Origin of the sequence: Rhodococcus sp. 5A-K4 (assembly GCF_046097995.1) — a bacterium.
Taxonomy (GTDB): domain Bacteria; phylum Actinomycetota; class Actinomycetes; order Mycobacteriales; family Mycobacteriaceae; genus Rhodococcus_F; species Rhodococcus_F erythropolis.
Map to the genome: position 1 here is coordinate 10,932 of NZ_JBJURM010000024.1, position 26,900 is coordinate 37,831.

The window sequence follows — 26,900 nt, forward strand, 5'->3', positions numbered from 1 at the left end:
CAGCACTGCGGTGCGCCTGACGCCTGACGACGACAAATTCTGATCCTGAGTTCGGACCTTCGGGGAGGTTCGGACTTCGAAGCGACCCTTCGTCGAGGTCGATGACCTTCGGCTGCGCTCTCGCAGGATCGCCACATGGTTTCCACTCGATATCGAGGCGGTGCGATGTTTCTCTTCAATCCCCGAGCCACAGTTCCCGGCGCTGATCGTCACAACGCTGTGTGGGGGTGGTCGTGATGGATACCGGCAAGAGGATCGATCCGCTGACCGGATCGCGAAGCCTGCCGGCAGGGGCGTTTCCCCTGTCAGCGGTGCAGCGCAGTATGTGGTTTGCGCAGCAACTTCACCCGACGGTGCCGTATTTCATTGCGCAGTACATCGAGTTCCACGGCGACCTGGACATGCAACTGCTCAGCCGCGCTGCAGTGGAGGCCGCCCACGAGTTCGAGTCGCCATTTCTGCGGTTGATGTACCCCGATGGTGAGCCGTGCCAGATCGTGGACTTCACGATCGATCCGGGTATCGACTACTTCGACTTCCGCGAGCGTGAGAACCCTCGGCAGGCTGCGTCGGAGTGGATGGACAACGATTACGCGACGACGCTCGACTTGACGCGTGATCGTCTCGTCGAGATGACAATTCTCCAAACTGGCGATCGAGACTACTTGTGGTACACCAGGATTCACCACGTTGCTCTCGACGGATACAGCGGAATGACGATAGTGAATCGCATTGCCGCGATCTACACCGCAGCAGTCGAGGGCCGGGAGCCTGCGGTAAACAAGGCGCTCGACGTCACGACGCTGTCCGAACTCGATCAGAAGTACCGCGAATCGAGTCGGTTCGAGGCCGACCGCGAATACTGGGCCCAGCGAGTGTCCGGCGTCGAGCACGGTTCTACGTTGGCAACGCGTGAGGGACCTCCGACTGCGCGTAGCGAACTCGTCAGTGCCGCGATGTCGGCGAACAGCCTTGCTGCCTTGGACGAGTGGAATTCGCGTTCCGGTGCCACTGCGGCGGCGGTGCTGATTTCTGCACTGGCGTGCTATTTGTCTCGCAACACCGGCTACGACGACGTTCTGATAAATCTGCCGGTCTCGGCGAGGACCACGGCACCGCTGCAACGCTCCGGCGGAATGCTGGTCAACGTCGCGCCCCTTCACATCCACGTCGACCCCGACGAAAGCGTGGACGATCTGGTCGGGCGGGTCCAACTCGAACTCCTCGGCGCGCTTCGTCATCAGCGATGCAGTCTCGAAGACATCAGGCGCGATGCGGGCTTGGCGGTCGGCGATGCACGACTGTCCGGTCCGATGATGAATGTGATGCTATTCCGGCAGGAGATAACACTGGGATCACTGACCGGCGAGTTTCACATCGTCACGTCGGGGCCCGTCGAGGATCTCCTGGTCAACGTGTACCAGAGTGGCGACCCAGCTCAGACGTTGATCGACTTTCGTGGCAACCCCAATCGCTACGGTCACGACGAACTGGTTGAACACCACCGGGCGTTCACCGAGTTGGTCGCAGAACTGACAGCAGCACCGGCCGGTACGCCGATGAACCGGATTCATCCGGCAAGCGCCGAGGCCGGGGCACGCAGTGCGCAGCGGAGGGAAACCGAAAGGTTCTGGGCTGGATATCTGGGGGACTCCGACGAGGGTTCGGCGCTGGGGCTCGAGCGAATCGACGCAGAATCGGAGCCGACCACTACGAATCGGCTCAGCTTCCCGCTCGATCCCGCGGTCGCCGAACTTGCACGTACGGAAGATGTCTCACTCTTTGCCGTTGTCCACGCGGCATTTGCGGCATTGTTGTCGAGATCGACCGAGCGCCGTGACGTGTTGATCGGAACGAGGACCGAGTGGGGGACTTCGCCGCTGCGCTGCGAGGTCGATCCGGCGGCGCCGTTCGACGAGTTCGTGAGTTTTCTTGCTCGAGAACGCGACACGTTGTTGGTTCGATCGGCGGCAGGTATCCCCGAGCTGCCCGAGTTGCACGTCCATCTCAACGACGGCTCGCAGGAGACCACGATTGCCGGCCTCGATGTGGCGATCGACGTCCACGCGGATACCGGCGCCCTCGAGGTGGCGTACTCCACGCAGCACTACGCCGAATCCACGGTCCAAGCCTTCCTCTCGCGACTGGTGCGGATCCTTGCGGGCGCAGCGGCAGCCCCGCGAACGTCGGTCGGAGATCTCGATCTTCTCGACGAGTTCGAGCGTGAGTTCCTTATGCCGGCACGGGGAGCGACCGCGTCCGCGCCGTTGACCCTGCCCGATATCCTCCGCCGGGCCGCGGCTGTGAACCCCGATGCCCCGGCGCTCGTTTTCGGTGATCGTGAGGTGAGCTACCGGGAACTCGACGCCGAGTCGAACACACTCGCCCGCGAACTGATCAACAGGGGAGTCGGCCCAGGCACCTACGTCGCCCTTGCACTGTCGAGGTCGATCGAATCGGTGACCGCGACGTGGGCAGTGGCCAAGACCGGCGGCGCCTTCCTTCCGATCGATCCGCACTACCCCGAGGATCGTATTCGGCACATGCTCACCGATTCGGGAGCTGTTGTCGGAATCAGCGTGGGGGAGCACCATGCCGGGCTCGCCGATTCGGTGGACTGGCTGCTTCTGGACGAATTCAGCACCGACGAACCGAACGCGTACCGCTCGGACGCACCGCTCGACGATGGCGAACGTCGCTCACGCGTTCGCTACGACGACCCGGCTTACCTGATCTACACCTCGGGATCTACCGGCGTCCCCAAAGGCGTCGTGGTCAGTCACCGCGGGCTGAGCAGCTTCGCCGACGAAGAACGAATCAGGTTCGGAGTCGAACCAGGCGACCGCACCCTGCATTTCTCGTCGCCGAGCTTCGACGCTTCGGTACTCGAACTTCTCCTTGCCTTCGGCGGCGCGGCGACGATGGTGATAGCGCCGCCCACCGTGTACGGCGGCGACGAACTGGCCCAGGTGATGCGCGTCGGCCGGGTGACACACGCTTTCGTCACCCCGGCCGCGCTGGCAACTGTTGATCCCGCCGGCCTACCGGATCTACGAGTGGTCGTGACCGGCGGCGACGCCTGCTCGCCCGCGCTGGTAGATCAGTGGTCACACGGACGCTCGATGTTCAACGCGTACGGACCGACCGAAACCACCGTCGTCGCCACCCTGACCGGACCGCTGAGCAGCGATGTTCCCGTCACGATCGGAAAGCCGATGCGCGGCGCCGCGGCCGTCCTCCTGGATTCGCGGCTTCAACCGGTGCCGATCGGTGTCGCCGGCGAACTCTATGTGAGCGGTATCGGTTTGGCGCGTGGATACCACGCGCGAGCCACGATCACGGCCGAACGATTCGTCGCCGACCCCAACGGCGTTGCGGGAGAGCGCATGTACCGCACGGGTGACCTCGCGCGGTGGAACGGCGCGGGTGAGCTGGAGTACCTCGGACGGAGCGACTTCCAGATCAAGATCCGCGGTTTCCGCGTCGAACTCGGCGAGATCGACGACGTACTGCGCCGCCATCCGAGCGTCGCGCAGGCTGTCACCGCCGGAGTTTCGGGCCCGAGTGGGGAAACACTGTTGGCGGCGTACGTCACGGCGGCTGAGGGCACGCACATCGACAACTCCGAATTGATCGCCCACGCCGGATCCTCGTTGGCGGCGCACATGGTTCCGTCGCGGATCGTCGTACTCGATTCCATTCCACTGACTCCCGCCGGAAAGATCGACAGGAAAGCATTACCGGACATCGATTCGGCTGGCGGCACGGCCGAATACCGTGCCCCCGAGACCTCGACCGAGAAGCGAATTTCTGCGGTGTTCTGCGATCTGCTCGGCATCACCAGGGCGGGAGCAGACGACAGTTTCTTCGACCTCGGCGGTGACTCGCTGATCGCGACCCGAGTCGTGTCGAGGGTCAACGGAGCACTCGGGACGACGCTGAGCGTTCTCGACCTCTTCGAGGCGCCGACCGTCTCCGCTCTGGCTGCTCGCGCAGACCTCGCGGACTCGCGGAACACGCGCGCCCCAGCACTGACGCGTATCGATCGCCCTGACCGGATACCGGTATCTCTGGCTCAGCAACGTATGTGGCTGACCAATCAACTCGATCCGAGTTCGCCGGCGTACAACATTCCGATCGCGGTTTCGATGACCGGCGATCTCGACGTCGACGCACTGTTCACCGCACTGCGGGACGTGATCGTTCGGCACGAGGTCTTGCGGACCGTTTTCCCCGAGAGCGCCCGTGGTCCGGTCCAGCACGTTCTCGGTGTGGACGAGATGTTCGATCATCTCGAGGTGGAAACGGTGCCTGCCGCAGCGGCCGCAGCGCGGGCGAGCGAACTGGCACGAACGGGATTCGACGTCAGCGAATCGGTGCCGATCCGCGCCACTCTGCTCGAGGTGAACGAACGCGAGCACACGCTGGTCCTCGTCGTTCACCACATTGCAGCGGACGGCCTGTCGATGGCGCCGCTGGCTCGTGACGTGATGGTCGCTTACGCGTCGAGGGCGAGCGGGCGTGTACCGGCGTGGTTGCCGCTCGAAGTGCAGTACGGCGATTTCAGCGAATGGCAACGAGGAGCGCTCGGCGAAGCGTCCGACCCGGATTCGATTCTCGCCGAGCAGTTGCGGTTCTGGTCGCACACGCTCGCCGAACGCGGTGAGCTCGCGGAACTGCCGATGGATCACCCGCGGCCTGCAGGTGTCTCGCTGCGCGGTGGCGATCTCGATTTCCGGATCGACTCCGCGACGTACCGCCGGGTCGGCGAGATCGCGGCGCGATGCGACGTCAGCGTGTTCATGGTGATCCACGCAGCGCTGGCCGTCCTGCTCAGTCGAGAATGTGGAGCGAACGACATCACGATCGGCACCCCGGTGGCCGGGCGTAGCGAGCGCGCCCTCGACGACGTCGTCGGAATGTTCGTCAACACGGTGGTGCTGAGGACGGTTCTCGACGGGGGACTCACCTTCGGTGAAGTTCTCACCCGCGTCCGGGACGTCGACGTGGCGGCCTTGCAGCACACCGAAGTGCCGTACGACGTACTCGTCGAATCCCTCGCAGAGCGCCAGGCACCGCTGTTCCAGGTCATGTTGGTGATGCAAGGCGCTGCTCCCGCCGAGGTCACCTTGCCCGAGCTCGACGTCACTGTTGACGAACTGTCCACGGGTGCAGCGAAGTTCGATCTTCAGGTCATTCTCACCGACCGCGGCGACCATCTCGACGGCCAGTTGAACTATGCCAGCCAACTTTTCGACTCGGACACCATGTCGGGCCTCGCTGATCGCTTCACGATGCTCCTCGACGCGGTAGCGGCCGACCCCGAATCAATCGTCGGCGACGTCGATCTCACAGCTGTGGGCGAGGCGGAACTGGTCCTCGAGCGCTGGAATGCCACCGAACACGCCGTACCGATCACCACCCTCTCCGACCTGGTGGCGGAGCAGGCAGCCCGGACGCCCGAGGGGGCCGCGCTCATCTACGGCGAGCGGACACTGACGTATGCGGAGTTCGACGCGAGGGTCAGTGAACTTGCCAGAACCCTCATCGCCCACGGTGTCGGCCCGGACATGCGCGTCGCGGTGTCGATTCGCCGGTCACCCGAACTACTCGTCGCGGTCCACGCCGTGATCCGTGCCGGTGCGGCGTATGTCCCGGTGGACCCCGACCATCCGGCCGAACGTATCGCGTACGTCTTCGACATCGCCGCACCGATCTGTGTGCTGAGCCGGCCCCAGGACCACGGCGCACTTCCCGCGCGAGTCCCGATCGTCGACGTCGATCTCGATCGTCCCGTGTCCACGACGGTGCCGATCACCGACGCTGATCGGATCCGACCCCTCCTCCCGGACAATGGTGCATACGTGATCTTCACGTCCGGATCGACCGGTCGGCCGAAAGGCGTTGCAGTATCACACCGTTCGATCGTCAATCGCCTTCTGTGGATGCAAGACGCGTACCCACTTCACGCGTCGGACGTGGTGCTGCACAAGACTCCGGTGACATTCGACGTCTCGGTGTGGGAACTGTTCTGGCCCCTGCAGACTGGTGCGCAGTTGGTGATCGCGGAACCGGAGGGGCACCGTGATCCCGGGTACCTGTCGGCGTTGATGGCCGAAAAAGGCGTCACGACGGCGCACTTCGTTCCGTCGATGCTCGCGGAATTCGTCGCGGTCGCGACTGCCGGGCAGTGCGCAAGCCTGCGTCAGGTGTTCTGCAGCGGTGAAGCTCTCGCTCCCACCACCGCGGAGGCGTTCACCCGTCTGAGTTCTGCAGGATTGTTCAACCTGTACGGACCCACGGAGGCTGCCGTCGACGTGAGCGCCGCCGAATTCACCCCAGACATGACCGTCACCGTTCCCATCGGTGCTCCTGTGTGGAACACCCAGCTCTATGTCCTCGACGGGCGGCTGCATCCCGTTCCGGTCGGCGTTCACGGCGAGCTGTACCTGGCGGGAGTGCAACTGGCGCGTGGATACCTCGGGCGCAGCGATCTCACCGCCGACAGATTCGTGGCCGATCCGTACGGCCCGGCTGGCACCCGGATGTACCGAACCGGTGATGTCGTCCGGTGGCGCGCCGACGGGCTGCTCGACTACGTCGGTCGACGCGATTTCCAGGTCAAGATCCGCGGCCAGCGCATCGAGCTCGCCGAGGTCGAAGCAGCGTTGCTCAGGCTGCCCGGTGTCACGCAAGCTGCTGCTCTCGTCCATCACGACGACGTGGTCGGTGACAGCTTGGTCGGCTACGTCATCGCCGAGACAGGCACCTCGATCGACACGGACGGCATGCACGCCGAGTTGAGAGGTCTCCTTCCCGCCTACATGGTTCCCGCAGTGGTCATCGCCCTCGACGTGTTTCCGCTCGGCTCGACCGGCAAGCTCGATCGGAAAGCTCTGCCCGCTCCCAGCTTCGACAGTTCGCAGACGTATCTGGCGCCGAGAACACCGCTCGAAGCACAGTTGGCGGCGATCTTCGAGGAGCTGCTGGAATCCGGGGCCGTCGGTGTTCACGACAACTTCTTCGAGATCGGCGGAAACAGTCTCGTCGCTGCCCGCGCCGTGGCGCGCGTGAACGATTCACTGTCGTTGAACCTGTCGATCAGAGAGTTGTTCGACGCGCCGACCGTTGCGCAGTTGGCGGTCGAGTGCGCAACGGCGCGAGGGGGAGCAACCGTTCTTCCGCTCGAGGCGTTGCCGCGGCCACAGTCGATTCCGCTGTCGCTGGCGCAGAAGCGCATGTGGTTCGTCAATCAATTCGACGTCACCTCCGCGGCGTACAACGTGGCCATAGCGATCAGGCTGAGAGGCCGGTTGGACGTTGCGGCCTTGGAAGGCGCGATCATCGATGTGCTCGATCGCCACGAATCGCTGCGCACGCTGTTTCCCATGATCGAGGGAGTGCCGGCGCAGGTGATCGTGGAACCCGTTGAAGCGTTGGGGTCGCTACCGATTGTCGGCGCGAGCACCGAAGCGGTACTCGGGGAGATCGAACGCGTCACCGCGAGGGGCTTCGACGTGACGCAGGCTCCACCGATCAGGGCCGAACTGATCGAGGTCGACGCAGAAGATCACGTCCTGGCTGTGGTCGTCCATCACATCTGCGCCGACGGATTCTCGATGGCACCGTTGGCGTTCGACGTGATGAGCGCGTACTCGGCACGGCATCGAGGTGAGGTCCCCGACTGGTCTCCTCTCCCGGTCCAGTACGCGGACTTCGCGATCTGGCAGGAAAGGGCACTCGGACGGATCGACGAAGCGGAGAGCACCCTCGCCGGCCAGCTCGAGTACTGGACACGTCAGCTGGCAAGTGTGCCCGAGCTTCTCGCGCTCCCCGCAGATCGCCCGCGGCCGCGTGTACAGGATCTCTCGGGCGGCGTCGTTCGATTCGACATCGATGCCGGCATCCATCGTCGTCTGAGCGAAACCGCGATCGAACACCGAAGCAGTATGTTCATGGCGATACACGCCGCGTACGCGGTGCTCGTGGCCAGATTGTCCGGCATGGAAGACATCACGATCGGCTCGCCGATCGCCGGACGCGGAAATGCCCTCCTGGATCCGATGGTCGGTATGTTCGTCGGAACGTTGGTGCTGCGCGCCGACGTCGACCCCGCAGCCTCGTTCACCGATCTGTTGGCCAGAGTTCGCAGCACCGACCTCGACGCCTTCGCTCACGCAGACGTCCCCTTCGAGCGCGTCGTCGATGCACTGGCTCCGGAGCGGTCGACTTCGCATTCCCCGTTGTTCCAGGTGATGCTGGAGTTCAAGAACACCAGTCGACCAGCAGTTCGTCTGACGGACCTCGAGGTCGAGGTCCTCGAACTCGAATCCGCCGTTTCGAATTTCGATCTGCAACTCACGCTTGCCGAGACATTCGACGACGACGGCCGGCCGGCGGGAATCGAGGCCGGGTTCACCTACGCGAGCGCCCTGTTCGACGAGTCGACGGTCGAAGGCTTCGCTCGATATCTTGTTCGGATCCTCGGTGCGGTGACCGAATCACCGCACACTCCGGTCGGCGACATCGATCTCGTGGTCGACACCGACACGATGAGCGTCGTGTCTGCACCGGAACTTCCCGGCCAGGTTCACTTCTCGACGTTGCTCAAGCGGAAGTACGTCGACGAACCGCAGAGAACTGCACTGATTTTCGGCGACCGACATCTGACGTACTCCGATCTGGACCGCCGCGCCAATCGGCTTGCACGACTGTTGATCGGACGCGGGGCAGGTCCGGAATCCGTTGTCGCCCTGGCATTGCCACGCTCGCTGGAATCCGTGGTCGCGATCTGGGCGGTTGCTCGGACCGGCGCCGCATTCGTACCCGTCGACCCGGCGTACCCCGTCGACCGCGTACATCACATGATCAACGACTCGGGAGCGGGCGTCGTCCTCACCACCGCCGAGCATGTGGGTGTCGTCCCCGACGAGGCAGACGCAGTTCTGCTCGATCAGGCCGAGACACTGGCAACCCTCGCACAGTTCGGAGATCAGCGGCTGGAGGCCTCGGAACTGTCGGGGACGGTGTCTCTGGACAATCCCGCCTATGTCATCTACACCTCCGGTTCCACCGGCGTCCCCAAAGGTGTCATGGTCACTCACCGTGGGCTTTCGGCACTCGCCGAACAGGAACGTAGTCGATTCGGGGTGGAATCGACGTCGCGCACGCTGCATTTCAGCTCACCGAGCTTCGACGCCTCGATTCTCGAACTCCTGATGGCCGTTGGTGCCGGGGCCACGATGGTCATCGCTCCACCGAGCATCATCGGCGGAACCGAACTGACGAGCCTGATCGCCGATCAGCACGTCACGCACGCCTTCATCACCCCGGCCGCTCTGGCCACGGTCGATCCGAGCGAACTGAACGAGCTGGTTTGCATCGGAACCGGTGGCGACGTCTGCCCGCCCGATCTCGTCGCCGCCTGGGTCAGTGATCACCGGATCATGATCAATGCCTACGGACCGACCGAATCGACGGTCGTCGCCAGCATCACCGAGCCGATGGCCCCGGCCGATCGAGTGACGATCGGCCGCCCGTCGACAGGCATCACTGCGTGGGTCCTCGACAATCGCCTGCACCGCGTCCCGGTCGGAGTGACGGGGGAGCTGTACGTCAGTGGCGACGGACTCGCCCGCGGTTACCGCAACCGCGCCGGCACCACCGCCGAACGTTTCGTGCCCAATCCCGCGGGCAGTGCGGGCACACGGATGTACCGCACCGGCGACCTCGCCAGGTGGAACAAGAACGGCGAACTCGAGTACCAGGGCCGAGGTGATTTCCAGGTCAAGATTCGTGGGTTCCGCATCGAACTCGGCGAGATCGAAGCAGTTCTGGCTCGCTATCCCGGGGTCGCGCATTCCGTGGTGACCACGCTCGAACGTGACGGAGGCGCCGCGCGAATCGTCGGATACGTCGTGCCCGCCAACGATGCTCAGACTGTGGATCCCGAGGCCGTCATCGCGTTCGCGGGTTCGGCTCTGGCCCCGTACATGGTTCCTGCGGCGGTGGTCGTGCTCGACGAACTGCCGATGACTGCCAACGGAAAGCTCGACCGCCGAGCCCTGCCGGTTCCCGACCTGCGAGCAACCCAGGCACGCTCGCGGGCTGCCGAGTCCGATACCGAGCGCACGCTGGCCGCCTTGTTCGTCGATGTCCTCGGTGTCGAATCGGTGGGCGTCGACGACTCGTTCTTCTCGATGGGCGGCGATTCGATCATGTCGATTCAGCTCGTCGCCCGTGCCCGCGACGCCGGGCTCGTGTTCACCCCGCGTGACGTCTTCGAGGTGAAATCGGTCGCCGGTCTTGCGGTTTTGCTGGCATCGACCAAGGACGACGAACCCGAGGTGCTCGAGGAACTTCCCGGAGGCGGCGTCGGCCACGTGCCGTTGTTGCCGGTGGCACAGTGGTGGCTCGACCGGCTCGGCTCCGATCTCCAGGGGCTCGATTCGTTCTCCCAAGCGACCCTTCTCAATGCGCCGCACGGGCTTCGCAGTGTGGAGCAGTTGACCGCAGCGCTTCAAGTCGTTCTCGATCGTCACGACATCCTTCGCGCGCGCCTCGAACTCGACGGCGAGCGCGGGCTCGTTGTCGGCGATCCGGGATCTGTTGCAGCCGAGGACATCTGCCGGGTAGTCGAGGTCGAGGCCGAGCCGGGCTCCGCCGTGTTCGACGCGGCGATCGTCGCCGCCCTGGGTGATGCACGTCGAGAACTCGACCCCGTCCGGGGCGAGATGGTGCGGGTCGTCTGGTTGTCCGGCGTACGCAACACCGGCCGGTTGCTCCTGGTGATCCACCACCTCGCGGTGGACGGCGTGTCCTGGCGCGTGCTCGTACCGGAACTTGCGTCCGCTTTCCACCGGATCGACGCCGGCGAGGAGCCGGAGCCGTCGTATTCGGGCACGTCGGTTCGTCGTTGGTCGCATGCGCTCCGTGACATCGCGCCCGATCGAAGAGTCGAATTGCCCCGGTGGCGTTCGATCCTCGAAGGTGACGACCCCCTGATCGGAACCCGGCCGCTGGGCCCGCGGCTCGACACGTTCGATTCGGTCGGCCGAGTTGTCGCCGACGTGCCCGTCGAACTGTCCGACACAGTCCTGACCACGCTTCCCGCGCTCTTCGGTGGATCCGTCAACGACGGTCTCGTTGCTGCTCTCGCGCTGGCACTGACGCAGTGGAGGCAGGCACAGGGCATACGAACCGACAACGTGCTCGTCTCGATGGAAGGTCACGGACGCGAGGCTCACGTGGTGCCCGGTGCGGACGTCCTGCACACCGTCGGCTGGTTCACCAGTGTCTTCCCGATGCGAATCGACCTCGCCGACATCGACATCGCGAACGTGATGAGCAGCGGCCCCGAGGCAGCGGTGGTTCTCAAGCGGGTCAAGGAAGAACTGTTGGGAGTTCCGGACAGTGGCATCGGGTACGGAGTTCTGCGTTATCTCGACGAGGTGGGCCGAGCGGAACTGGAAGATCTCCGTCAACCGCAGATCTCGTTCAACTATCTCGGTCGTTTTTCCGGCACCGAGGCAGGAGAGTCGCTGGGGGACTGGGCGCTGGCCCGCGACGTCGATCTGGAAGCGGCAGCTCGGTCCGAGATGCCCGTGGGTTCGGTCCTGGACGTCAATGTCGTCACCACCGAAATCTCGGGTGCACCGCACATCGGTGCCACTATCGCCTATCCCACCGGCGTGCTGGCAGAGCGCGATGCTCGCGCCATCGCCGAACTCTGGGTGCAGTCGTTGCGCGCTCTGGCCACCTACGCCGAACACAGCGAACGCGGGGGACTCACACCGTCGGACATCGACCTGATCGAACTGGACCAGGAGTCCATCGACCACCTCGAGCGCGAGTTCCCGACACTGACCGACGTCTGGTCCCTTTCACCGCTGCAATCCGGACTGCTCTTCCACGCCCGCTACGCCGAACACACAGTCGACGCGTACACCGTCCAACTCGCACTCGAACTCGACGGCGTCGACGCGTCCCGGTTGCACCGCGCCGCACAGGCGTTGCTCGACCGTCATGAGAACCTGCGCGCTGCGTTCACGACCGACACCGGTGGGCGATCGGTGCAGGTGATCAGCGCCGACGTTGACGTGCCGTGGACCGAGATCGACATCTCTCCGTTGGCCCCCACCGAACAGGCAACCGAGATACGCGAGCTCCTCCATGCGGATCGGGTGCGAGGCTTCGACATGGCCACGCCTCCCCTGCTGCGGTTCCTGCTTCTGCGAACCGGAGACGACGCGTATCGGTTGATCCTGACCAACCACCACATCCTCCTCGACGGATGGTCGATGCCGCTGCTGGTCCGTGACCTACTGACGCTCTACGCCACCGACAGTGATCACAGTGCCATCCCACGCGTGCACCCCTACCGGGACTATCTGAGCTGGATCAGCACTCGCGACGACAGCGTGTCGATCGAAGCCTGGGGCGAAGCACTCCGCGGACTCGACGACCCGACGCTGCTGACCGGAACTCACGCCGTCGACGAGGACGGCGCGACCTCACGCTCGACCACCACAGCCCTCGGAGAACGTGAGACGGAACTTCTGCGTGGATTCGTCCGCTCCCGTGGCCTGACGACAGCCTCCTTGATCCAGGTGGCTTGGGGAATCGTGCTCGCCGAACTCCTCGGCCGCGACGACGTCGTCTTCGGTGGAACCGTCTCCGGCCGACCACCCCAGGTGTCCGGCGTCGAGTCGATGGTGGGTTTGTTCATCAACACTGTCCCCGTCCGAGTTCGCCTCGACCCGCGAGAGTCACTGGCAGCGCTGTGCGTTCGTGTCCAAGCGGAACAGGCGCGGTTGTCCGATCACCATCATGTGGGGCTTTCGCACATCACTTCGGCAGTGGGGGCCGCTGCATCGTTCGACACGCTGACTGTGTTCGAGTCGTATCCCGTCGACCGCGGTGGACTCTCCTCGGGCACCGACATCGCCGGAATGCACGTTCTCGACGTCCACGACGCCGAGGATGCCGCGCACTATCCACTCGCGATCGTTGCCTCTGCGGCAGACGGGCGACTACGGCTCAAATTCGAGTATTTCCCGGGAGTCCTGGGCGATCACGACATCGACGCGATCGCGGACCGGCTGCTCCGCACCCTCGAACTGATCACCGCACAACCGGATCTTCCGCTGGCGAAACTGCGTTTGATGCCGGATTCGCAAGTGCAGCAATTGGTTCCCGCGCGCGGCCGGCAAGGCCGCTCGGTAAGGACACTCGATCGCATCTTTTCGGACACCGCGAGCAGATTCCCCGAACGGGTCGCACTGTCCTGTGGTGACAGAAAGATGACCTATCGAGAGCTGGACGAGGCGTCGAATCAGTGGGCGCGCGTGCTCATCTCGGAAGGCGCGGGCCCGGACTCACGGGTGGCGATCTGTGTGGAACGGTCCTTCGAATCCGTCGCAGCGGTCTGGGCGATCACCAAGACCGGCGCCGCCTTCGTGCCGATCGATCCTCGCTACCCGAGTGACCGGATCTCGTTCATGCTCGAGGACTCGGCATCATCGCTCGGAATGACCACGGCTGCACACGCACCGGCCGGCGGTGGCGCAACGAAGTGGCTCGAACTCGACGACCCGGAGAACGCCACTCGGCTCTCCGGAGTGTCCACGTCACCGCTACGCGAAGACGAGCGCCGGGGAACCCCGCGGCTGGAGAACACTGCCTACCTCATCTACACCTCGGGCTCGACCGGCCGGCCCAAGGGTGTCGTCGTCACGCACACCGGTCTCGAGAACTTCGCCGACGAACAGCGTCATCGCTACGGTCTCACGGAGAATTCACGCGCACTGCATTTCGCCTCGCCGAGTTTCGACGCCTCCGTTCTCGAGTATCTGCTCGCCTTCGCCGTCGGCGGCGAACTGGTCGTAGCTCCCACCACCGTCTACGGAGGGGCCGAACTGGCCGACGTTCTCCGAGAGGGACATGTCACGCACGCGTTCATCACGCCCGCAGCGCTGACGTCGGTGGATCCCGAGGGACTCGACGAACTGACCACCATCACGGTCGGTGGCGAGGCGCCCTCGGCGGACCTGGTGCGCACCTGGGCGCCGGGAAGATCGTTCGTCAACGTCTACGGACCCACCGAAACCACCATCTCCTGCAACCTCAGTGACCCCATCCCAGCCGGTGAGAAGGTCTATCTCGGGCCGCCGAACCGCGGCTTCAGCGAGGTCGTCCTCGATCGCAGACTTCAACCGGTGTCCGTCGGAGTTCCCGGCGAACTGTATGTCGCCGGAGTTGGACTCGCGCGCGGCTATCACGGGCGTTCATCGCTGACGAGCGAACGATTTGTCGCCAACCCGTACGGCGAGCCGGGGGAGCGGATGTACCGCACCGGAGACGTGGTGCGCTGGCGCAGTGACCGCACCATCGAGTACCTCGGACGCAGCGACTTCCAGGTCAAGATCCGCGGGTTCCGTATCGAACTAGGCGAGGTCGACACGGCGTTGGGTCAGCTGCCCGGTGTGGAGTACGCGGTCACATTGGCGGTGCGCGGACCCTCCGACGAGCAGGCCTTGGCGGCATATGTCGTCTGCGACGACGAACGCCCGGTGAGCGCCGAGGACATCCGGGCGGCGGCACGGGAGCTACTGCCGGCACACATGGTGCCCGCGAGCGTCGTCGTGCTCGACGAGCTACCACTGACCGGCGTCGGCAAGGTCGATCGAGCTGCTCTTCCTGCGCCTCGCTTCGACACCGATCCCGAAACACTCGCTGCACCGGCGACCGAGCTCGAACGGCTGGTGGTGGGCGTTTTCGAGGACGTGCTCGGAGTGTCCCCGATCGGTGTCGACACTCACTTCTTCGACATCGGCGGAAACTCACTGACCGCGACCCGCGTCATCGCCCGCGTCAACGCACTTCTCGGCACCGACATCGGCGTTCGAGGATTGTTCGAGTCTCCGACAGTTCGGCAGCTGTCTCGTCTGGCGGAGAGTGTCGGCCGCGGCGAGAACCCCCGACCACCGTTGACTCGGCGATCTCGCCCGGATCCACTGCCCGTGTCATTGGCACAGAAGCGGATGTGGTTCCTCAACCAGTTCGACGTGACCTCGCCGGCCTACAACGTTCCCCTGGCAGTGCGCCTCGACGGCGATCTGGACTTCGCCGCATTGCAGGCCGCGGTAGCGGACGTATTGGGTCGCCATGAGAGCTTGCGGACGAAGTTCCCCTCGATCGACGGACAGCCGGTGCAGCAGGTGATGTCCAGCGACGAGGTCATGCCGATCCTGGAGCCGGAAATCGTCACTGCTGCCAGAGTGTCCGATCGAATCCTCGAGCTGGCCTCGGCAGGCTTCGACGCCTCGGCCGAAGTTCCGATCCGCTGCGCGGTCCTGCGCGTCGACGGGGACGAGCGCAGGCACGTACTCGTGATCGTCGTCCACCACATCGTCGCCGACGGGTTCTCGATGAACCCCCTGGCAGCGGACGTGGCAGCGGCCTATGCGGCCCGCAGCGCCGGCAGTGCGCCGAGCTGGTCGGAACTGGCCGTGCAGTACGGCGACTTCGCTGTGTGGCAGCACGAAGTGCTCGGCTCCGAGGAAGATCCGGACTCGGCTCTGACCCGTCAGCTCGATTACTGGAAGGACCGACTCGCGGGACTGGGCGAGCCGATCGCCCTGCCGACGTCGTTCCCACGTCCGGCAAAGCCGTCCATGGTCGGCTCTGTTCACCGGTTCGCGGTATCGCCGCAGACCCATCGGGCGCTGACCGATCTGGCCCGCGAGCACGGCAGCACCATGTTCATGGTCATGCACGCAGCACTGGCGGTACTTGCGGCACGCCTGGCGGGTACCGAGGACATCGCCATCGGTACACCTGTCGCCGGACGCGGCGAGGCCGAACTCGATCACCTGGTCGGAATGTTCGTCAACACTCTTGTGCTGCGAACACAGATCACGCCCGACGCGTCGTTCGAGGACGTACTCGCCCAGGTTCGCGAAGGCGACCTCGGCGCGTTCCAACACACCGACTTGCCCTTCGAAAGGTTGGTCGACGCACTCGCCCCGGAACGCTCGACGTCGCACACTCCGTTGTTTCAGATCCTCATCGAGTTCCGTAACAACGCGCTACCGCAACTCGAACTGCCAGGGCTGTCGGTCTCGGGAGTCGAGTTCGACCTACCCGTCGCCAAGTTCGATCTGCAACTCTCGGTCACCGAGCGTTACGACGCGGATGGCGGAACGGATGGAATCGACGCCGAATTCATCTACGCCACAGACCTGTTCGACGATGGATTGATCGAGTCGTTCTCGCACAGACTGCTCACCCTCCTCGAGGCGGTCTCCCGAGAGCCGTCGACTCCTACCGGTGACATCGACGTCGTGGGCGCCGGCGAGCGTCGACAGATGCTGACCGAGTGGAACACTCACGCCGAACCGGCTCCGGCCGACAACATCGCGGACCGATTCTTCGAAGCTGTTGCAGCACATCCGTCGTCGACCGCGGTCAACGACAGCGACGGCGCCATGACGTACGCCGAACTGGACGGGCGCGCGAACCGCCTGGCGCGGCTCCTGATCGGCCGCGGTATCGGTCCGGAATCCGTGGTGGCCGTTGCGATGCCCAGAACCACCGATCTCGTGCTCGCCCTCGTCGCCGTCATCAAAACCGGGGCGGCATACCTGCCGGTCGACATCACCTACCCGGCCGAGCGCATGCGATTCCTCTTCGACGACGCGCGGCCGGTATGCCTGGTCACGACCGGAGACTTCCGAAGCGACCTACCTTCGGAGATCATCGAATCCGGCATCGACATCGTCGAACTCGGATCGCCGGAGATCGCGGTACGCCTCGATCACTCCGCGCCACACCGCATCACCGACGCGGACCGGACGACACCACTTCTGCCCGACGCGATCGCGTACATCATCTACACCTCCGGATCCACAGGGCGCCCCAAAGGTGTCCAGGTCAGCCACCGAAACGTCCTGACTCTGATGGACAACACCTCCCCGACATTCGGGTTCGACAACACGGACGTGTGGACGATGTTCCACTCGTACGCATTCGACTTCTCCGTCTGGGAGCTGTGGGGGCCACTGCTGCACGGTGGCCGGTTGGTCGTCGTCGACTACTACACGACCAGATCGCCGGACATGTTCCACGAACTGCTCCGCCGTGAGCGAGTGACGGTGCTGAACCAAACACCCACCGCCTTCTACCAACTCGCCGAAGCCGACCGTGCGTACTCACCGAACGGCACCGGTCCCGACCTTGCACTGCGCTACGTCGTCTTCGGTGGAGAAGCGCTCGATCTCGGGCAATTGCGCAAGTGGTACGACCGGCGGGCCGACACGGCGCCGACGCTGGTCAACATGTACGGGATCACCGAGACGACAGTGCACGTCAGTCGAATCGCGCTCGACCGCAACGACAGCGAGCACGCGTCGGCGAGCATCATCGGGCGAGCAGTACCAGGATTGTCCGTCTACGTACTCGATCGGCGACTGAACCTGGTGCCACCAGGTGTTGTCGGCGAAATGTACGTCGCCGGTGACCAGGTGACTCGGGGATACCTCGGGAAACCCGCATTGACTTCGGTGCGGTTCCTTCCCGATCCATTCGGTAGTTCGGGGGATCGAATGTATCGGAGCGGGGACCTGGCGAGGTGGAACGACGCGGGGCAGTTGGAGTACGTGGGCCGCAGTGATTTCCAGGTGAAGGTGCGTGGTTTCCGCATCGAACTCGGAGAGATCGAAGCCGCAATGCTCCGCTGCCCCGGCGTCGCTGCCTCGGTAGCACTTGTTCGCACAGAGGGAGCGTCACCGCGGATCGTCGGGTACGTGGTCGCCGAAACAGGCAATACCGTCGATTCAGCGACGGTGACCGACTTCGTCGCCGCCGAACTCGCGGAGTACATGGTGCCCACCGCGATCGTCGTCCTCGAATCACTTCCGCTGACGGTCAACGGAAAGCTCGACCGACGCAGCCTCCCGGCTCCGGACTTCACCGTGACGGGAACAACCGAGGCGACGCGGGCACCAGCCACCGCCACCGAAGCGGTCCTCGCGGACCTCTTCGGAGAGGTTCTGGGGCGGGGCGGTATCGGAGTGGACGATTCCTTCTTCGGCCTCGGCGGCGATTCGATCATGTCGATCCAACTCGTCTCACGGGCGAAGTCCGCAGGCCTCATCTTCACTCCGCGGGACGTCTTCGAAGCGAAAACCGTGGCCGGCCTCACCAAGGTCCTCCTCATCGAATCATCGGAAACCGCACCGGTTCTCACCGAGCTACCCGGCGGGGGAGCCGGCCCGCTACCGCTCACACCGATCATGGAGTGGCTCGTCGAACGCAGTCGCGGTGACCTGAGCACGATCCGCAGTTACAGCCAGAGCGCGCTGATCGCACTGCCCGCGGATGTGTCCGGCCCCGCACTGGAGCGCGCACTACAAACGATCCTCGACCGCCACGACGTACTGCGGGCACGTCTGGAGGCCGTGACTCACCAACTCGAGATCAGCGAACCCGGCACCGTCGCAGCCTCCGACATCTTGCACCGAACCCCCATCGTGTCCACCGGCGGCGAAGAATTCCTACGCGCGGCAGAAGCCGCGATGCAGGACGCATCCAGCCGACTCGATCCCGAGCACGGCAAGATGATCAGCGCAGTCTGGTTGGATCCGGTCAGCGCGAACGGCAACCGGCCTGAGGCGGGACGGTTGCTCCTGGTACTTCATCACCTCGCGGTCGACGGTGTGTCCTGGCGAATGCTGGTCCCCGGCCTGGTCACGGCATATGCGTCGGCGTTCGACGGCGAAACACCGATTCTTCCCCCCGGCGGAACGTCGATACGTCGCTGGGCGACAGCGCTCGCCGAGACCGCCGCAGATCGACGCGACGAGATCGACCTGTGGTCGAGGATGCGGACCGACGAACCAATGCTCGGAACGCGCGGGCTAGACCCCGCGGTCGACGTCGGAGCCACCGTCGACCGCGTCAGCGTCGACGTACCGACCTCGGTGACCGAGAACATCATCTCGGCGGTGCCACGACATTTCGGAGGCTCGGTGAACGACGGGCTGCTTGCTGCTCTCGCGATTGCAGTCACCGCCTGGCGTCGATCGCGCGGACAGCGCAGCGGGGAAGTGCTCGTCAATCTCGAGGGACACGGGCGCGAGGAGAACGCAGCGCCTGGCGCCGACCTCTCGCGCACAGTCGGTTGGTTCACCACCTTGTTCCCCGTCCGGATCGATCTCACCGGACTCAATGTCGTCGATGCACTGTCCGGGGGATCAACCGCGGCCTCCGCTGTGAAAGTCGTCAAGGAAACGCTGCTCGGTCTGCCGGACAACGGCATCGGGTTCGGGATGCTCAAGTACCTCGACCGAAACGAAGAACTACAGGAGTTGCCCACACCTGAGATCTCGTTCAACTACCTCGGACGTTTTGCCGGCTCGGACCCCGAGCACGGCGAGGTGCCGTGGCTGCCGATCTCGGAAGTGACGCTCGACGAAGCGCACAGCGGAGATCTTGCCGCCGCGTCGGTGCTCGACATCAATGCCGTCACCACCGACACCGCGCACGGTCCGATTCTGCGCGCTACGTGGTCCTTCCCCCGCGGCATCCTCAGCGAGGACGAAGTCACGGAACTGGCGGAACTCTGGTCCCGAGCACTCGGCTCGTTGAGTGAATACGTGGACGAACACTCCGAGCGCGAGCTCACGCCCACCGATCTCGATCTCGTCACCGCGGATCAGCAGAGCATCGAACAGCTCGAGCGTAGGTTCCCCGACCTGACCGATATCTGGTCACTGTCACCGCTGCAGTCGGGCATGCTCTTCCACGCCCAGTTCGACGAAACGGAAATCGATCCATACATGGTGCAACTGACCCTCGAGCTCGGGGGTCGAGTGGAGGCACCGCGCCTGCGTCGCGCCGCGCAGGCCTTGGTTGATCGTCATCCGAGCTTGCGCGCGGGATTTGTCTCCGCGCCGGGAGGGCGGGCGCTGCAGGTAATCCGTTCCGGTGTCGAGATCGGCTGGGCCGAGATCGACCTGTCCGGGACCGAGGACAGTGAAGTCGCGTTCGCTCAGCTGCTCGAGCGTGATCGCGCTCAGCGTTTCGACATGGAAACAGCACCCCTGATCCGGTTCATGCTCGTACGATTCGGACCGGACACAGCACGCTTCGTCGTGACGAACCACCACATCCTGCTCGACGGCTGGTCAACCCCTCTGTTACTTCGAGACCTGCTCACTCTCTACGCAACCGACGGCGACCCCGAGATTCTGCCCAGAGTTCAGTCGTATCGCGACTACCTCACCTGGATCTCGAAGCAGCACCCCGACTCTTCTCTGCGAGCCTGGCAGGAAGCGCTACGAGGAGTGGACTCATCCACCCAACTCTCGCAAGCGAGCACCGCCGCCGAAACCGTTGCCAGTGACATTCACTCGTACTCGCTGCCGACCGAACGAGCCGAGACCCTTCGGGCGTTCGCGCGAAGCCGCGGATTGACCATGGCAACCCTGGTCCAAGTGGCCTGGGGAATCGTGCTCGCCGAACTCCTCGGCCGCGACGACGTCGTATTCGGTGGAACCGTTTCCGGACGCCCACCACAGGTGTCCGGTGTGGAATCGATTGTCGGCCTGTTCATCAACACAGTGCCCGTCCGAATCCGCCTCGACGCCCGAGAAACCCTCGCGGAACTGGCCATTCGCGTCCAATCCGAGCAAGCGTCACTACTCGACCACCACCACATCGGACTGTCGGACATCGCGGGAGCAGTGGGAGCCGCCGGTTCATTCGACACCCTGACGGTATTCGAGTCGTATCCCGTCGACGAGGCAGCCCTGACCGCCGAAACCGACATCGCGGGAATGCACGTCCTCGGCATCGACGGACGCGACTCGGCGCACTATCCGATTGCCGTTGTCGCGTCGGAAAGTGACACGCTGAACCTGAAGATGGAGTACTTGCCGACGCACTTCTCCGCCCGCGAAGTCGCGAAGATCACCGAGCGCGTGGGCATCGTCCTCGAGCAGCTGGCGTCGGCACCGGATCAGCCGCTGGCCCGCCTGCAGGTTCTCACGGAGTTCGAGAGCCGTGATCTTGCGCCGGTCTTCGGATCCCCGGGTCGCTCCGCTCGTACGCTCCCGGAAATACTCGCCGACGTCTCCGCCACATATCCCGACCGCATCGCGCTCTCGGCCGGCAGCCGTTCCATGACCTACATCGAACTGGACCGACGCTCGAACCAGTTGGCCAGAGCCATGATCCGCCGCGGCGCCGGGCCCGAGACGTCGGTGGCCATCGGCATCGAAAGGTCCGTCGAATCAGTACTCGCGGTGTGGGCAGTGGCCAAGACCGGCGCAGCGTTCGTCCCCGTCGACCCCACCTATCCGGCCGACCGAATCGAACACATGCTCAGCGACTCCGAGGTGTTGTTCGGGTTGACCGTCGTCGACGCCATCGACACATTGCCACCCATCGTGTCCTGGTTGGTGCTCGGAGAGGAAGCATTCGACGACGACGTCGCCACAAGCTGCACGCTGCCGATCGCCCAGGACGAACGGCTTGCACCGGTGGTCATGGACAACGCCGCCTACGTGGTCTACACCTCGGGATCCACCGGCCGACCCAAGGGAGTTGTCGTCACCCACACCGGACTCGACAGCTTCGCGCTCGATCAGCAACGTCGATTCCACGCCGATCACCACTCTCGGACCCTGCACTTCGCCACCCCCAGCTTCGACGGAGCCATCTTCGAGTACCTGCAGGCATTCGGTGTCGGAGCAACCATGGTGATCGTCCCGACCGACATCTACGGCGGCGCCGAACTGGCAAGTCTGATCCGCCGCGAACACGTCACTCACGCGTTCGTCACCACGGCGGCACTCGCCACCGTCGATCCGGCCGGCCTGGACGAATTCCGGCACGTCGTCGTCGGGGGAGAGGCTCTGCCACCGCACCTCGTCGGTCTGTGGGCACCCGGGCGGGAATTCGTCAACGCCTACGGCCCCACCGAGACAACCGTCATGGCAGACATCAGCGAACCCATGACAGTGGGTGCACCCATCACGATCGGTGGCCCGATCCGCGGTGTGCACGAGATGATCCTCGATTCGCGCCTGCAACCGGTGCCCGTCGGAGCTCCCGGCGAGCTGTACATCGCCGGCATCGGCCTGGCTCGCGGATACCACCGGCGTCCCGGCTTGACCAGCGAGCGATTTGTCGCCGACCCCTTCGGCAAGCCAGGCGACCGGATGTACCGCACCGGTGACATCGCCTCCTGGCGAAGCGATCACACCATCGAGTACGTAGGCCGCAGCGACTTCCAGGTCAAGATTCGCGGATTCCGTATCGAACTCGGTGAGGTGGACGCCCAGATCACTGCAATGGCAAGTGTCACGAACTGCGTGACACTCGGCGTCGACGGACCGGCCGGCGCAACCGTTCTCGCGTCTTACCTCACCGTCGAGGAAGGGTCGACGCTGACCGGGGCAGAGATCACCGCGCACCTCGCCGGACGTGTTCCCTCGCACATGGTTCCGGCCAGCATCATGATCGTCGACGAGCTACCGCGCACCGCGGTCGGCAAGCTCGATCGAAAAGCGTTGCCGACCCCGGAGTTCACCGGAACCGGCGTGGAATTCCGGGCTCCCGGCACCAGCCTCGAGCGTCGGATCGCCGACGCCTTCATCGATGTACTCGGCGTCGAGCAGGTAGGCGTCGACGACAACTTCTTCGAACTCGGCGGCAACTCGCTGATCGCCACTCGCGTGGTCTCGCGGCTCAATTCCGCACTGAACATCGACGTCGGGGTGCGCGTGCTCTTCGAGGCACCGACGACAGCTCAGCTCGCCGAACGGCTTTCCGACGCTGTCACTGCCGTCGGCACTGTGCCGCTCACTCCCATGGAGCGCGACGGTAACGTGCCGCTCTCGTTGGCGCAGAAGCGCATGTGGTTCCTGAACCAGTTCGACACACGCTCAGCCGCGTACAACATCCCACTAGCTGTTCGCCTCACCGGTGACCTCGACGTCACCGCCATGCAACAGGCGATCGCCGACGTCGTCGAGCGGCACGAAACCCTGCGGACGGTGTTCCCCGCCGTCGGCGGCGATCCGATTCAGAAAGTGCTCACCGCCGACGAGGCCGTACCGCCGGTTCGTGAAATGACGTTGGGGGAGCACGAACTGGCAGAGCGCATGCAACGACTCGCCACGACCGGCTTCGACGTGTCGGTGGACCTGCCGCTGCGCGTCGCGCTCTTCCGGCTCGACACCGATGAACCCGTTCACATTCTGTTTGTCGTGGTCCATCACATCTGCGCCGACGGTTCGTCGATGGCGCCGCTCGCACGCGACGTGATGACGGCCTACCTGGCGCGCACGGCAGGAACCGAACCCACTTGGGCGCCACTCGAAGTGCAGTACGCGGACTTCACGTTGTGGCAGCACCGCGTCCTCGGATCGGAAGACGATCCGGAATCCGTCATCAGTCGCCAATTGCGCTACTGGAGTGAGCAACTCGCCGGCCTCGACGACGTCATCGCACTGCCCACCGACCACCCGCGGCCCGTACAACAGACCTTCCACGGTGACCGATTCACCTTCGACATCGACGCCAACACCCACCGCGCCCTCGCGGACCTCACCAGGGCAAACGGTGTCACGATGTTCATGGCTCTGCACGGCGCACTGGCCGTGCTGATGTCGAAACTGTCCGGCGCCGAAGAGGTCACCATCGGCACACCGATCGCCGGCCGCGGTCAGGCAGCGCTCGACCATCTCGTCGGAATGTTCGTCAACACGCTGGTCCTGCGCACAGGCGTCGACCCCGACATCACGTTTGCCGCACTGGTGGAACACATCCGGGAAATCGATCTGGCCGCATTCCAGAACTCGGATCTGCCATTCGAACGGCTCGTCGACGTCATCAATCCGACCAGATCCACGTCGTACTCACCGTTGTTCCAGGTCGCCCTCGAACTTCAGAACAACGAACCAGCGCATTTCCACTTGCCCGGCCTCGATATCGAAGGCCTCACCGTGGAAACCGAATACGCGAAGGAAGATCTCGAACTGATCGTCGACGAGAAGTTCGACGAGTCCGGCGCCCCGGCCGGGATGTCCGCTGCCTTCGACTTCGCAACCGATCTCTTCGAACCCGCCACCATTCGGCGCTTTGCCGACCGCCTGCGTCTGATCCTCGACACTGTCGGACGCGAACCCGCAACACGTATCGCCGACATCGGCATCCTCGCCGCCGACGAAACAGCAGCCCTGGTGCCGGCATCCGGTGCAGCAGCGACTCGCGTGCAGGTGTGGCCGGAGATCCTCGCCGAGGCAGTCGCCTCGAACCCGGATGCTCCAGCTCTCTCGAGTCGCGAGGGGTCGATGACCTACCGCGAACTCGACGAGGAATCGACGAAGCTGGCTCGAGCGTTGTGCCGGCGCGGTGTCGGACCCGAAGATTTTGTGGCGCTGGGTCTGCCGCGGTCCACGGCGGAGATCGTCGCCATCTGGGCGGTTACGAAAACCGGAGCAGCATTCTTGCCGGTCGACCCGAACTATCCAGACGATCGCATCAACCACATGCTCGACGATTCGCGGGCCGTACTCGGCATCACCGACGACGCTCACCGCAGTCAACTTCCCGACACGGTCGAGTGGATGGTCCTCGATGAAGCGCAGACCGTCGACGAGATCGACGGCCAGAGCGCCGCCGCGATCACCGACCTCGACCGCACGATCCCCTTGCATCACGGGCATCCCGCGTACCTGATCTACACCTCGGGTTCAACCGGGAAGCCGAAGGGCGTCATCGTCACCCACCTCGGTTTGTCCAACCTCAACGCCGAGGAACATCAGAGATTCAACGTCCAGCCCTATTCGCGTATCTCTCACTTGGCATCACCGAGCTTCGACGCCTCGGTCTTCGAACTCATGATGGCGTTCGGCAGCGGAGCCTGCCTGGTCGTCATCCCACCCACGGTCTTCGGCGGATCCGAACTGGCCGAAATCTTTGCCGACGAACACGTCTCACACGCGTTCATCACGCCGACCGCGCTCAGCTCCATCGAAAGCTCCGCGCTGCCAGAACTCCGCGTGCTCGCAGTCGGTGGCGAAGCCTGCCCACCCGAACTCGTGGACATCTGGGGCCGAGACCGCCGCATGTTCAACGGATACGGACCTACCGAATCCACCATCCAGGCCAGCGTCAGTGAACCCATGCGGCCGGGCAAGGACATCAACATCGGCCGACCGGCCATCGGCTTTGCCGGCCTGGTCCTCGACGGGCACCTCAAGCCCGTGCCAGTGGGAGTCATCGGGGAGCTGTACGTGACCGGCCCCGGACTCGCCCGCGGGTACCACAATCGTCCCGACCTCACCGCCGACCGATTTGTCGCCGATCCGTTCGGCGAACCCGGCCAGCGGATGTACCGCACAGGCGACCTGGTGCGCTGGCGCTCCGACAGCACACTCGAATACCTCGGTCGCAGCGACTTCCAGATCAAGGTCCGCGGATTCCGCATCGAGCTGGGCGAAATCGACTCAGTCCTGATGGCACACCCATCCGTCTACTTCGCCGCAACACTTGGGCACGAAGCACCGTCGGGGGAGACGATGATCGCCTCCTACATCCAGCCTGTAGAAGGACAGACCGTCGACGACTGGGAGCTTCGCCGCCACCTGTCTTCTCGCCTGCCTGCGCACATGGTTCCCGGCGCGATTGTCGTCGTCGACCGAATTCCGGTGACACCGGTCGGCAAGCTGGACCGTAAAGCACTGCCGACGCCGAGCTTCGAGCGTCGTACAGTCCCGTACGCGCCGCCGACCAATGACACCGAACGAACGGTCGTCGACATCTTCGAGGCAGTGCTCGGTCACGAGCACATCGGTGTCGACGACGACTTCTTCGAACTGGGAGGAACGTCGATCGTCGCCACTCGAATAACCATCGAACTCGAGAAGCGCCTCGGGATGCGAGTGCCGTTGCAGTCGCTTTTCCTGGATCCGACACCGGCCGGTGTCGCCCGTGCGGCCGACGGAATGGACGCACACTCGCCGGACGATTCTTCGGATCTGCTCGCCCCGATGATCACGCTGCGCGCCGGATCCGATCGAGCACCACTGTTCTTCGTCCATCCGGGTATCGGATTGTCCTGGGGTTATGCAGAATTCGTCAAGCACCTCGAGCTGGATCAACCCGTCTACGGTCTTCAGCTACCGTCCCTGAGCGGCGGACCCAGCTTCGACTCGCTGACCGAACTCGCCGACGACTACGCGAATCGCATTGCAGCCGTGGCATCGACCGGCCCGATCCATCTGGCCGGCTGGTCGCTCGGCGGCGTCATCGCACACGCCGTGGCGCACAGTCTCACTCGGAGCGGACGTGACGTGACGTTGTCGATCCTCGACAGCTATCCGTCGTCGGATTCCGATCAGCCCGCGGAACTCTCGGTCTCCGAACTACTGGCCGGGCTGGCGATGCCGGCGGGATCCGAGACCGTCGAAACCTTCGAAGAAGCGGCGGAATTGCTGGAGCAGACCCTGGGCGCCGGAATCGGAATCGAAGCGGAGCATCTAGCGCGGATCAGTCGCGGTTACTCCCACTCCGTCGAATTGACGAATCGGCACCAACCGCCTGTCCATCTTGGGGCCATCGAGTTCTTCGTAGCCGGAAGATCTACGGAGAACGGACACGACGTGGCCGAATGGCGAAGGTTTGTACAAGGCGACATCCGAGTCACCGAAGTCGACTGTGAACACAACCAGATGATCGAACCGGGTCCGGCGGCAACCATAGCTGTACGATTGCGGGAAGTTATCGCTCAGTGGGGTGTCTGAACCAGGTTCGACATGGGTATGAGTGAAACACACAGGGTGATGGACCCCGGGTGGGTCCGGACGAGGGGAAAACGTTGAAACTGCGAA

Annotated in this window: 1 protein-coding gene; it reads left to right on the forward strand. The window is 64.2% G+C overall.

Annotated features, from left to right (window positions below; translation table 11 throughout):
• Positions 1-236 precede the first annotated feature (236 nt).
• Positions 237-26,813, forward strand: coding sequence for a non-ribosomal peptide synthase/polyketide synthase (locus tag ACKAMS_RS25665; protein WP_408989764.1), 26,577 nt, complete (start codon positions 237-239; stop codon positions 26,811-26,813).
• The last annotated feature ends 87 nt before the right edge of the window (positions 26,814-26,900 follow it).

Coding starts and splice junctions, on each gene's coding strand:
- ACKAMS_RS25665 (WP_408989764.1), top strand. CDS start 237: ATGGATACCGGCAAGAGGATCGATCCGCTGACCGGATCGCGAAGCCTG.